This is a genomic window from Nocardia sp. CWNU-33 (genome assembly GCF_046764895.1).
Classification (GTDB): Bacteria; Actinomycetota; Actinomycetes; order Mycobacteriales; family Mycobacteriaceae; genus Nocardia.
Genome location: NZ_JBKOQN010000017.1, coordinates 24,546 through 36,430, shown reverse-complemented (window position 1 = coordinate 36,430; position 11,885 = coordinate 24,546). Strand labels below are relative to the sequence as shown.

The window sequence follows — 11,885 nt, the reverse complement described above, 5'->3', positions numbered from 1 at the left end:
AGGGATGCTATCGCAACCTCGTTGATCCTCCCGAGGCTGGGCAGCCGAGGTACACCACTCGGCAGCCGACCCCGATCCGCTGTCCGAGAGCCCGATTCACCGACCGGCCGGGGCGCTGCTCCGAGCCGGCGCACAGCACCCGACGGCACACGGATCCCCATTCCGGGTGCACCCGTAGCCCGCCACCGCGCCGAGTCGCCGCGCCCTCGCATCCGTCAAATGTTCGCCTATCAATTCGACGACCAGCCGGGCGAATCGTGGATCGGTGCCCGGTGTCGCCGCCCTGGCGAATGCCATATCCAGCTCGGCAGCCTTCGCCTTCGCCTCGTTGTCCAGGTCCCAAATCACCTCGAGGTGGTCGGAGACGAAGCCGACCGGACAGACCACCACGGCGTCGACGGCCTTGCCGGACAGATCTTCGAGGTGATCGACGATGTCGGGATCGAGCCATGGGACCTGCGGCGGCCCCGAACGCGACTGCCACACCAGGTCGAAATCGGTGAATCCGGTTGCGGCCGCGCACAAACGTGCCGCTTCAGCGACCTGGCGACTGTAGAGCCTGCCACCGTCGGCGGGCGGACCCGCGGTGGCGTCGGCGGAGATCGGGATCGAGTGCGCGGTGAACACCAGGCGCGCCCGATCCCGACGGTTGAGTGGAAGTTGGGCCACCGCAGCACGAATCGCGTCCGCGAAGGACTCGATCAGCAGCGGATGGTCGAAATACTGGCGCAGCTTCACCAGTTCCGGTGCACCTGCGCCGAAAGCCGCACGCGCCCTGGTGATGTCCTCGTGGTACTGCAGGCAACCGGAGTAGCCGCCCCACGCCGAGGTCGGGAATACCAGCGCGGATCGCACGCCGTCGTCGGCCATCCGTGCGACGGTGTCCTCGACCATGGGGTGCCAGTTCCGGTTGCCGAAGTACACCGGCAGATCGATTCCGGCTGCAGCCAATTCGGCTTCGACCGCGGCGATGATGTCGAGATTGAGCGCGTTGATCGGCGAGATGCCGCCGAAATGCAGATAGTGCTTCGCGACCTCCTCGAGGCGGTCGCGTGGCACTCCCCTGCCCCGCGTCACGTTCTCCAGGAACGGCATCACATCGTCCGGCCGTTCGGGGCCGCCGAAAGAAAGCAGCAGCAGCGCATCAAAACCCATGCTCAACCCATCCTCATGCCGGCGCCTGCCGGAATCCGGTTGCCGGTGCCTGCGCCCATGCGACAGTTCCGAGGCCGGGCCGACCGAAACACCGGTATCCGGGTGACGGGGCCACCCCGCGCCCGGATACCGGGAGGTTCATCCGCCCGGTCGCCGGGAGTTTCACACGTTCGCGGGCTCGGATTCGGCCACCGGCGCGTCTTCACCGAGCATGCTGGCCGGGATGGACCAGTTGTGGCTGGCGCCGCCATCGACGTAGACGATGGAGGCGGTGGTGCCGGGCAGCCAGTCCGAGAGCAGCGCGCACACCGACTTGGCGACGGGGGTCGGGTCGTTGACGTCCCAGCCGAGCGGGGCGTTCTCGTCCCACACGGTGTTGAGCGCCTCGAGCTTCTTGGCCTCACCCGTCGCGGCGCCCGCGATGGCCTTGGCAGCCAGGGTCTTGACCGGGCCCGCCGCAACCAGGTTGGAGCGGATGCCCCGGTGGCCGACCTCGCGGGCGACATAGCGGTTCACCGACTCCAGGGTCGCCTTGGCGACGCCCATCCAGTTGTAGAACGGCACCGCCTGGCGCGGGTCGAAGTCCATGCCGACGATGGAGGCGCCGTCGTTGAGCACAGGCAGCAGCGCCTTGGCGAGCCCCGCGTACGAGTAGGCCGAAACCTCCAGCGCCACGGCGACATCCGACCACGGCGCGTCCAGGAACTCGCCGCCGATGCCGAGGCAGGAGCGCGGCGCGAACCCGATGGAGTGCACGACGCCGTCGATACCCTCCGGCGCGACCTCACGCACCCGGTCCGCCAGCGTGGCCAAGTGCTCGACGTTCTGCACGTCCAGCTCGATGGCCGGCGGCACCGGCTGCGGCAGCCGCTGCGCGACCCGGTCGATCAGCCGCAGCCGGTCGAACCCGGTGATGAGCACCTTTGCGCCCGCCTCCTGCGCCACCTTGGCGACATGCCAGGCGATGGAAGCGTCGGTGATGATGCCGGTGACCAGGATGGTCTTGCCTTCGAGCAGTCCGCCCATGAGTTCTCGGTTCTCCTGAAGTCGTGTGTAGGTTGCTTGCGGCCACCGACGGCGCCGGCGCCAGCGGGATTTCCGTCAGCTCAGTGGCCCATGCCCATGCCGCCGTCGACCGGGATGACAGCGCCGGACACATAGCGCGAATCTTCGGAGGCCAGGAAGCTGATCACGGCCGCGACGTCTTCGGGCTGACCGAGCCGCTGCAGCGGAATGAACTTCTTCGCGGTGTCGCGCAGATCGTCGGGCAGTTCCGCCGTCATGTCCGTCTCGATGAACCCGGGCGCGACGACGTTGGCGGTGATCGAGCGCGAACCGAGCTCGCGGGTGATCGAGCGCGCGAGGCCGATGACGCCCGCCTTCGAGGATGCGTAGTTGATCTGGCCGGGGCCGCCGCCGAGGCCGACGACGGAACCGAGGAAGATCATCCGGCCCCAGCGCGCCCGCAGCATGGCCCGGTTGGCCCGCTTGGCACAACGGAACGCACCAGTCAGGTTGGCATCGATGACCCGAGTGAACTGTTCCTCGGTCATCCGCATCAGCAGCGTGTCGTCGGTAATGCCGGCGTTGGCCACCAGCACCTCGACCGGTCCCTGATGCTGCTCCACCTCGGTGAAGGCGGCGTCGACAGATTCGCTGTCCGTCACATCGCATTTCACACCGAACAGTCCGTCCTGCACCCCCGACCCACGATGCGTGACGGCGACCTTGTGGCCGTCGGCGACCAGACGCTGCGCGACCGCGAGCCCGATGCCACGGTTGCCGCCGGTCACCAGTACCGACCGAGATGTGATGTTCGACATAAAGACCAACCTATCTGTTCGAGTTCGTGCGCCGCGTCCGGGCACCACACATTGGTGCGATGCCACAGTCGCAGCGCCCGCAGGCGAGGGCAGTGCCTATGGCAGGCGTTGACGATAGAGCAATCCGGTCACAACACCCGCGCAGACAAGCAGCATGCCGAGCAAAAGCCACGGCCTACTCGCATCGCCACGGGTCATCTCGTAGCCGATCTGCTCCTCGAGGGTGTCATAGACGGCGGTGAGCTCGGTCAGGCTCGACGCCGTATAGAAATCTCCGCCGGAGAGTTTGGCGATTTCGCGCAGCGAGTCGTCGTCGACGGGTACCTTGACCCGCTGCGCCCCCTTGCCGTCCGGATCCGGGATCTCCACCGCGCCCCATTGGGTGCCGAACGAAATCGTCGACACCGGAACGCCTTTGTTCTTGGCGAGGCGAGCCGCGGTGAAACCGTGCCGCGGATTGTCGACGTCCTTGTCGTCGGGCACGGTCTGCTTGCCGTCCGACATCAGCACGATCCGGGCGGGCGGCGGCGTGCTGGCGCCGCCGAGCACCTGCGCGAGGGTCTCGATCGACTGCAGCGCGGTGAGAATGCCCTCACCGGTGGCGGTGCGCTCGGCCAGCTTGATGTTGTCGATAGAGGCCTTGACAGCTTCCCGGTTCGTGGTCGGCGGCTGCATCACAGAGGCGGTGCCCGCGAAAGTGACGAAACCGAGGTTGATGCCGGGGGTGAGTCCGTCGACGAATTCCTTGCCTGCCTTCTGCGCCACCTGCAGACGGCTCGGCTCGACGTCGGTGGCCTCCATGGACAGCGAAACGTCCATCACCAGCACGACTGTCGCGCGGTTGCGCGGCACCTTCTTCACCGCCGTCGGTCCCGCGGCGGCGATGGTGAGGAACACCAGCCCGACCAGCATCAGCGCGATGGGCACGTGCCGCATCGGACTCGGCCGCGTCGGTGCGACCTTTTCCAGCAGCTCCATGTTGCTGAAGCGCAGCATGTGCTTGTGCCTGCTGCGCTGAACAAGGATGTAGCCGAGCGCGATCAGTCCGATGACGGCAAGGAAGCTCAGCCAGATGAGCGCGGTGAAATGCGAAATGCTCACTGGCGCGCCACCTTTCCGGTCGGCGCGCCGAAGGCATGGCGCCGGGTGGACACGAACCGGACCACGTCGGCAATCCAGTCTCGATCGGTCTGCAGCGTCATGACCGGCGCGCCACAGCTGCGCAGCGCCTGCTCGACCTGTTCGCGGTGTCGCTGGGCGGCGCTCGCGAAATCGGCGCGCAGCGTCGGCGTCACGCTGAATTCGCGAGTACGCCCGGTCTCCGGGTCGTGCAGCACCACATCGCCCATGTCGGGCAGCGACAGATCGCGCGGATCGAGCACCTCCACCGCGAGCAGGTCGTGGCGTGCAGAGATCGCGCGCAGCGAACGCTGCCAGTTGATGTCGCCGAGGAAATCGCTGATGACGACCGCGAGGCCGCGTTTGCGTTGCGGACGGCGCAGGGATTCGATGCCCGCGCGCAGGTCACCGCGCACGCCGTCGGGGGCGTGCGGGGTGGTCGCGATGCTGCGCAGCAGCGACTGGGCGTGCACGCGACCGCTGCGCGCCGGAATACGGACCAACTGCTCACCGGTGGCGACAACAGCGCCGATCCGGTTGCCGCCACCACTGGTGAGGTGGGTGATCGCGGCGGCGGCGGCGATCGCGAGATCACGCTTCTGGCAGTACGCGGTGCCGAAATCCAGACTGGCCGACAGGTCGACGACCATCCAGGTTTCCAGTTCGCGATCGGCGATCATCTGCCGAACATGCGGATGGGTGGTGCGGGCGGTGACCGACCAATCCATTTGCCGCACATCGTCACCCGGCTGGTATGTGCGAGCCTCGCCCGGCTCCGAACCGGGGCCGGGGATCAGACCTTGGTAATCACCGTGCAGCACGCCGTCGAGCCGTCGACGCACGGTCAGCTCGAGCGATTTCAGTGCCGCCGACAACTTCGGATCGGTGAGCTCTCCTGCTCGGAACGAAGGCGGTGCGTGTGATGACATCGTCATTCGTGGAACCGGGTCAGATGCTCGGGTCACTTGGGCTGGTTATTGCCGGCGACCTGCGGAATCTGCCCGACCGGCGGCTGGGGAGCCGCCTGCGGCTGTGGCACCGGGGGTTGCGGAATCGGCGGTCGCTGCGGTGCAGTGTGCGGACCCATGGTGGGCGGTGCGGCCGGTGCAGGCGCGTGCTGTGTGCTCGGTCCCATCGCCTGCGGCGCGACCTGCGGCAAGCCGATCGTCTGCAGGACACGCTTGATCACGTCGTCCGGGCTGATCTCGTCGGCGAGCGCGTCGTAGGACAGCACCAGGCGGTGGCGCAGCACATCCGGGATGACCTCGACCACGTCCTGCGGCACCACGTAGTCGCGGCCGCGGATCAGGGCGACGGCGCGGGCCGCGGCAATGATGCCGAGGCTGGCACGCGGCGAGGCGCCGTAGGAGATCCAGCTCGCCACATCCTGCATGCCGAAGTCGGCGGGCGTGCGGGTCGCCGCGATCACCCGGACCACATAATCGACCAACGCGTGGTGCACGAAGGTGTTGGCGGCCAGCTTCTGCAGCCGGATCACATCGTCCGGTTCGAGAATCTGCTTGGCCTCCGGCGGCGTGACACCCATCCGGTAGATGATCTCGCGCTCTTCCTCGACCGACGGGTAGTCGACGACGACCTTGAACAGGAAGCGGTCGCGCTGCGCCTCCGGCAGCGGGTACACGCCCTCGCTCTCGATCGGGTTCTGTGTCGCCATGACGAGGAACGGATCGGGCATCGGGTAGGTCTTACCACCGATCGACACGTGCCGCTCGGCCATCACCTCGAGCAGTGCCGACTGCACCTTGGCAGGTGCACGGTTGATTTCGTCGGCGAGCAGGAAGTTCGCGACAACCGGGCCGAGCTCGGTGTCGAACTGCTCGCGGCCCTGCCGGTAGATCCGGGTGCCGATGAGGTCGGTGGGCACCAGGTCCGGAGTGAACTGCACCCGGGAGAACGAGCCGCCGACGACCTTGGCAAAGGTCTCCACCGCAAGGGTCTTCGCGATACCGGGCACACCCTCGAGCAGGACGTGGCCCCGCGCGAGCACACCGACCAGCAACCGCTCGACCAGTCGATCCTGGCCCACGATAACCCGCTTGACCTCGTAGATCGCTTTTTCCAGGGTCTGGACGTCACGCTCCAGGGTGCTAGGTACGGGAGCAGGCGCCTCTTTCGCCAAGCTTGCCCCGCTCACACCGTCCGTCGAAGTCACCAACATCCCCGCTTTCGCTTTGGTCCTGTGCGTGCTGCCACAACTATTCCAGGTAATGGCCGCAAGCGCCGCAACCGGCTCCGACAGTACGGGAATCCGTGGGATTCGCCAGCCTGGTTACGCCGCAACGCCACAACCCTCAGGAGACGATACGCACCGCGTACGGCATGATGCCGCCCTCGCGTACCGCGGACACCCTGACGACCTCACCGGATTGCGGCGCTTCCACCATTTTTCCGTTGCCCAGATACAGCGCGACGTGCTGGCTACCGTTGGGGCCCCAGAACAACATGTCTCCGCGGGCCCGCTCGCCGACCGGAACGCGGGTGCCGGCGTTGTATTGATAGCCGCTGTAGTGCGGCAGCGAAACACCGATTCCGGCGAAGGCGTAGATCATCAGTCCCGAGCAGTCGAATCCGACCTTGTTGTAGTCGCCGTGACTGTCCGCGACGCCGCCGTCGCGAATGCCGAGGGTCGGCCCGTCCTCGTCGCCGCCACCCCAGGCATAGATGACGCCCAGCTGGGACATGGCCCGGTCGACGACGGTTTCGACGGCATCGGAACCGCCGACAGCTGGCATGCTCGGGCGCGGGGTGCTCGACCGCGGCGGCGGCGAGTCCTCCAGCTGATTGTGTGGGCGCTTACCCTGCCCCGCCTGAGCCGCACGCTCCCTGGCGGCAGCGTCCTGGGCGGCGCGGGCCGCAGCGGCGGCCGCGGCGGCGCGGATCGCCGCCTCCTCGGCCCTGCGCTGCTCGTCCCAGGCCAGGAATGCTTCACGTTGTCCTTGCAGCCCAGCCACATTCGTGCGCGCGGCGTCCAGCCGTCCCTGGGCCGCGGTGCGCTCGCGGACGATGTTGTCGCGCAGCACGGTCTGCTGATCCAGTTCGGACTTCGCGGCGGCGACGGCGTTCGCCGCGTCGACCTTCTTCTGTTCGGCTACCGCGGCGGCGGCATCCGCCTCGGACTTCGCCCGGCGCGCACTGGAATTCTTGTTGGCCTGATTGATCTGGGCACGTCGAAGGCCGTCGAGGACCTGCTGCTGGTTCTTGGACACCAGGCTCAGCACCTGGGCGCGATCGAGGGCGAGGTCGGGGGTGGCGGAGGTGAGATAGGTGACCATCGAACCGGTGCCGGGGCGGGTGTAGGCCTGGGTGGCGAACTGGTCGAAGTTGCGCCGCGCCACGCCGACTTTGGTTCCGGCGTCGGCGAGTTCGCGCTGAGTCTCGACGACCACCGCGGCAGCGGCGTCGGCAGCCGCGCGCGCGTTCTGCAGGTCGACGAGGGCTTTGTTGACCTCTTCGCGTTTGCGCGCAACGGCGTCGTCGAGCTGCTGTAGCTGCTGGTCTGCCGCGGCGACCTGGTTGATCAGTCCGCCGACTTCGGTCAGTCTGGCGTCGACTTGGGCGCCGGCGTCGGCGATCTGGCCGTCGCTCGGGTTCGGCGGGGCGGGCGGCACCGCAGTGACGGGTCCCGCCGTCACCACCACGACAACCGAGACCAGCAACCCCAGAGCGACCCACAGCGGACGCCGAGAGCCGGCTTCGCCGTTGTTGCGCATCGCACCTCCCAAAGGACCCGACGTCGGCTTCGCCTCACGAGCATCAGCCGCACCATCGAGCTCAGTAGTCGGCAAATAGCTCTCTCAACACATCTTCCCCATCAGTAGTCATTCGAACCGTACGACACATCCTTCACCAAGAAAACTCCAGCAACAGAATCACAGTCGCGTAATTTGCCATTTGCCCGAAATTAGCCGGATGCACGCAAGGCTCCGCCCGGTTAAAAGAAACCGACCGTTAGGAAAAGTGGGCGAACGGGTACTCGCTAGTGCGCAGAGTCCCGATCGCCGCCTCGACCGGAAACCACCACCGACACCGCGCCCCCCGACGCGCGCCGAGACTTGATCCAGTACAGCCCGCCGACGACGATCGCGGTGCCGGCTAGTAACACACTGGTGATCGCGGTCCAGGAGATCATTTCCGGGTGCTCCAGCTGATCCACGAAAAGCTGGGCCGCCTGTGCCGAATGCGCCTGTTGACTCTTCGAGAAATCCTCGGCCCGCTCCAGCTTGACCCGGCTGATGGATTCGCTGTATGTGCCGACCCAGTCGTCACTGAGCACCACGACAGTTCCGTGCTCGGTCTTGCCGACCACGGTGGCCAGGTCACGTAGATTGGAGTCGTGGCCTGGATTGCCGGGGATCACCACGATGCTGAGCTCGATTCCATGGGACCGAGCGTCGGCGGCGACCGCCTCCAATGCCTTCTGATCCTTGCCCTTGGGCGTGGCCACATGGTTGTCGGCCACGTCTTTCATGATGGCGTCCATGGCTTTGTCATCGATCCCGGGCGGCAGTTCGGCGGCCATGGGTGTGAAAACCGAGGTGTGCGAGACGGTCATCTTCCATCCGGTCTGTCGAGCCGCACGCGAGGCGACGGGCATCCAACACTGCGGGGTGGGCACTGCCCTGAGCCGGTACATGCCCACCGGCCACCCCTGCAACTCGAAAGCACAGTACGCGACGGAGTGTCGGGCCTCCCGCACATGGCAGGCCCAACGGCCCCCGCGCGTTTCACAGGACAAGCGTACTGTTAGGCTCGAAGGCGCGAGGAGCCAGTACCTTCCAGCGCTGGAGCCCTCCGAAGACGTACCGCCGGCGACTGTTTGCAGGTCGCTCGAAACAACCAGCCACTGGCACAGCCCCGCCGGTGGCCACCCTCACAGACGAGTGGAGCTGACGTGACGACAAGTATCGATACTTTCGGCGCCAAGGGCACCCTCGAGGTCGGAAGCAACTCCTACGAGATCTTCCGCCTCTCCGCCGTGCCCGGCACCGAGAAACTCCCCTACGCACTCAAGGTCCTCGCGGAGAACCTGCTCCGCACCGAGGACGGCGCCAACATCACCGCCGATCACATTCGCGCCATCGCGAGCTGGGATCCGTCGGCCGATCCGAGCATCGAGATCCAGTTCACCCCGGCCCGCGTGATCATGCAGGACTTCACCGGCGTGCCCTGCATCGTCGACCTCGCCACCATGCGCGAGGCTGTCGCCACCCTCGGCGGCGACCCGAACAAGGTCAACCCGCTCGCGCCCGCCGAGATGGTCATCGACCACTCCGTCATCATCGACGTCTTCGGCCGCGCCGACGCGCTCGAGCGCAACGTGGACATCGAGTACTCCCGCAACCGTGAGCGCTACCAGTTCCTGCGCTGGGGCCAGGGCGCGTTCGACGACTTCAAGGTCGTCCCCCCCGGCACCGGCATCGTGCACCAGGTCAACATCGAGCACCTGGCTCGCACCGTCATGGTCCGCAACGGCCAGGCCTACCCCGACACCTGTGTCGGCACCGACTCGCACACCACCATGGTCAACGGCCTGGGCGTGCTGGGCTGGGGCGTCGGCGGTATCGAAGCCGAGGCGGCCATGCTTGGCCAGCCCGTGTCCATGCTGATCCCGCGTGTGGTGGGCTTCAAGCTGACCGGTGAGATCAAGCCGGGCGTCACCGCCACCGATGTGGTGCTGACCGTCACCGACATGCTGCGCAAGCACGGCGTCGTCGGCAAGTTCGTCGAGTTCTACGGCAAGGGTGTTGCCGAGGTTCCGCTGGCCAACCGCGCCACCCTCGGCAACATGAGCCCCGAATTCGGTTCCACCGCAGCGATCTTCCCGATCGACAGCGTGACCATCGACTACCTGCGCCTGACCGGCCGCAACGATGAGCAGCTCGCGCTCGTCGAGGCGTACGCCAAGGAACAGGGCATGTGGCACGACGCCGAGCACGAGCCCGCGTACTCGGAGTACCTGGAGCTCGACCTGGGCGATGTGGTGCCCTCGATCGCGGGCCCGAAGCGTCCCCAGGACCGAATCCTGCTGTCGGAGTCCAAGACTGCGTTCCGCAAGGACATCCACAACTACACCAGCGACGCCGAGAGCGGCCCGGCTGCCGTCACCCCGCACACGCATCTGGACGAGGCCATCGAGGAGTCCTTCCCGGCCAGCGATCCGGCGGTGCTGTCCTTCGCCGATGACGACTCGGAGTTCGTGCCCTCGGCCGCCAATGGCGCCACCGGCCGCCCGAGCCGGCCGGTCAAGGTCTCCTCGGAGGAGTACGGCGACTTCGTGCTCGATCACGGTGCCGTGGTGGTCGCCTCGATCACCTCGTGCACCAACACCTCCAACCCGTCGGTCATGCTCGGCGCCGCGCTGCTCGCGCGCAACGCCGTCGAGAAGGGCCTCACCTCCAAGCCGTGGGTGAAGACCTCCATGGCCCCGGGTTCGCAGGTCGTCAACGACTACTACAACAAGGCCGGACTGTGGCCCTACCTGGAGAAGCTCGGCTTCTTCCTGGTCGGCTACGGCTGCGCCACCTGCATCGGCAACACCGGCCCGCTGCCGGACGCGGTGTCGAAGGCGATCAACGACAACGACCTGTCGGTCACCGCGGTGCTCTCCGGCAACCGCAACTTCGAAGGCCGCATCTCCCCCGACGTCAAGATGAACTACCTGGCCTCGCCGCCGCTGGTCATCGCGTACGCGCTCGCGGGCACCATGGACTTCGACTTCGAGACCGACGCCCTTGGCCAGGACGCCGACGGCAACGACGTCTTCCTGAAGGACATCTGGCCCTCCTCCAAGGAGATCGAGGAGACCATCGGCACCGCGATCAGCCAGGACATGTTCATCAAGTCCTACGCCGACGTGTTCAAGGGCGACGAGCGCTGGCGCGGCCTGCCCACCCCGGAGGGCAAGACCTTCGAGTGGGATGCCGAGTCCACCTACGTGCGCAAGCCTCCGTACTTCGAGGGCATGCCGCACACCCCGAACCCGGTCACCGACATCAAGGGCGCGCGGGTGCTCGCCTACCTGGGTGATTCGGTCACCACCGACCACATCTCCCCCGCAGGCAACATCAAGCCGGGCACTCCGGCCGCGCAGTACCTGGAGGCCAACGGCGTCGAGCGCAAGGACTACAACTCCTACGGCTCGCGTCGCGGTAACCACGAGGTGATGATCCGCGGCACCTTCGCCAACATCCGGCTGCGCAACCAGCTCCTCGACGACGTCTCGGGCGGCTACACCCGCGACTTCACTCAGGACGGCGGCCCGCAGGCCTTCATCTACGACGCCTCGCAGAACTACCAGGCCGCGGGGATCCCGCTGGTCGTGCTCGGCGGCAAGGAGTACGGCTCGGGTTCCTCGCGTGACTGGGCCGCCAAGGGCACCAGCCTGCTGGGTGTGAAGGCCGTCATCACCGAGTCCTTCGAGCGCATCCACCGCTCCAACCTCATCGGCATGGGCGTCATCCCGCTGCAGTTCCCGGCAGGCGAGTCGGCCGCGTCGCTGAAGCTGAACGGCACCGAGACCTTCGACATCGAGGGCATCACCCAGCTGAACGAGGGTGCTACTCCGAAGACCCTGAAGGTCACGGCCACCAAAGAAAACGGCGAAAAGGTGACCTTTGATGCCGTGGTCCGGATCGACACCCCTGGTGAAGCCGACTACTACCGCAACGGCGGCATCCTGCAGTACGTGCTGCGCAACATGATCAAGGGATAGCACCCGAACGATCACGGTGACTGTGCGTGAAAGCTCCTGCCCCGCTTGTGAAAGGC

At 66.6% G+C, this 11,885-nt stretch carries 9 protein-coding genes; 1 reads left to right on the top strand and 8 read right to left on the bottom strand.

Annotation, left to right across the window (positions count from 1 at the left end; translation table 11 throughout):
* Window positions 1-96: 96 nt before the first annotated feature.
* The 8 genes from ACLMAL_RS22650 to ACLMAL_RS22615 form a co-directional block, all read right to left on the bottom strand.
* Window positions 97-1,155 carry a ferrochelatase gene (locus ACLMAL_RS22650; RefSeq protein WP_412000900.1) on the bottom strand — a complete coding sequence of 353 codons (1,059 nt, stop codon included), beginning with the start codon at window positions 1,153-1,155 and terminating at the stop codon, window positions 97-99.
* Window positions 1,156-1,317: 162 nt separating this feature from the next.
* Window positions 1,318-2,181, bottom strand: coding sequence for an NADH-dependent enoyl-ACP reductase InhA (gene inhA, locus ACLMAL_RS22645; protein WP_328402718.1), 864 nt, complete (start codon window positions 2,179-2,181; stop codon window positions 1,318-1,320).
* 80 nt (window positions 2,182-2,261) lie between these two features.
* Entirely contained in the window at window positions 2,262-2,978 is a 717-nt protein-coding gene (fabG1, locus tag ACLMAL_RS22640) for a 3-oxoacyl-ACP reductase FabG1 (RefSeq protein WP_412000899.1), read from the bottom strand.
* 96 nt (window positions 2,979-3,074) lie between these two features.
* The gene (locus ACLMAL_RS22635; RefSeq protein WP_328402722.1) at window positions 3,075-4,079 is read right to left on the bottom strand and encodes a VWA domain-containing protein; all 1,005 of its coding nucleotides are present in this window, start codon (window positions 4,077-4,079) and stop codon (window positions 3,075-3,077) included.
* Entirely contained in the window at window positions 4,076-5,032 is a 957-nt protein-coding gene (locus ACLMAL_RS22630; RefSeq protein ID WP_412000898.1) for a DUF58 domain-containing protein, read from the bottom strand. Before ACLMAL_RS22630 ends, ACLMAL_RS22635 begins: the two co-directional genes overlap by 4 nt.
* Before the next feature lie 26 nt (window positions 5,033-5,058).
* Window positions 5,059-6,276: a MoxR family ATPase gene (locus ACLMAL_RS22625; protein WP_328402726.1), complete on the bottom strand. Its 1,218-nt coding sequence runs from the start codon at window positions 6,274-6,276 to the stop codon at window positions 5,059-5,061.
* A gap of 133 nt (window positions 6,277-6,409) precedes the next feature.
* On the bottom strand, window positions 6,410-7,828 hold the full coding sequence (locus ACLMAL_RS22620) for an NlpC/P60 family protein (RefSeq protein ID WP_412000897.1): 1,419 nt from the start codon (window positions 7,826-7,828) through the stop codon (window positions 6,410-6,412).
* 266 nt (window positions 7,829-8,094) lie between these two features.
* Window positions 8,095-8,670 (bottom strand): DUF6676 family protein, encoded by a 576-nt coding sequence (locus ACLMAL_RS22615; RefSeq protein ID WP_412000896.1) that lies wholly within the window; start codon window positions 8,668-8,670, stop codon window positions 8,095-8,097.
* 339 nt (window positions 8,671-9,009) lie between these two features.
* Between ACLMAL_RS22615 and ACLMAL_RS22610 the strand changes: the two genes are divergently transcribed.
* Window positions 9,010-11,829: an aconitate hydratase gene (locus ACLMAL_RS22610; RefSeq protein WP_406230947.1), complete on the top strand. Its 2,820-nt coding sequence runs from the start codon at window positions 9,010-9,012 to the stop codon at window positions 11,827-11,829.
* Window positions 11,830-11,885: the final 56 nt, after the last annotated feature.